The sequence below is a fragment of the Bacillus sp. VA13 genome (assembly GCF_055710085.1).
Genome location: NZ_JBVQPP010000020.1, coordinates 1 through 443, shown reverse-complemented (window position 1 = coordinate 443; position 443 = coordinate 1). Strand labels below are relative to the sequence as shown.

The window sequence follows — 443 nt, the reverse complement described above, 5'->3', positions numbered from 1 at the left end:
CTCCTAGTGCCAAGGCATCCACCGTGCGCCCTTTCTAACTTAACCGTTAAAAAGAATCACTATGTGATATCTTGTCTTACTAATTGAATGTGATGTCTACTGTTATCTAGTTTTCAAAGAACACGTTGGTGGAGCCTAGCGGGATCGAACCGCTGACCTCCTGCGTGCAAAGCAGGCGCTCTCCCAGCTGAGCTAAGGCCCCATTATTTAAGATGGTGGGCCTGAGTGGACTCGAACCACCGACCTCACGCTTATCAGGCGTGCGCTCTAACCAGCTGAGCTACAGGCCCATCTTAACTTATTCAAGGAACAAAGTTCCTTCAAAACTAAACAAGACAGGGAACGTTCTGTTTATAAGACCTTGGGTCTTATATTCCGTAAATATCCTTAGAAAGGAGGTGATCCAGCCGCACCTTCCGATACGGCTACCTTGTTACGACTTC

At 47.4% G+C, this 443-nt stretch carries 2 tRNA genes and 1 rRNA gene; all 3 read right to left on the bottom strand.

From position 1 onward, the window contains the following. Positions 1 to 126: 126 nt before the first annotated feature. A tRNA-Ala gene (locus tag AC0C66_RS21545) sits at positions 127 to 202 on the bottom strand. Positions 203 to 213: 11 nt separating this feature from the next. Continuing rightward, a tRNA-Ile gene (locus AC0C66_RS21540) sits at positions 214 to 290 on the bottom strand. Between the two features lie 101 nt (positions 291 to 391). Then, positions 392 to 443 (bottom strand): 16S ribosomal RNA (locus AC0C66_RS21535); the annotation flags it as partial.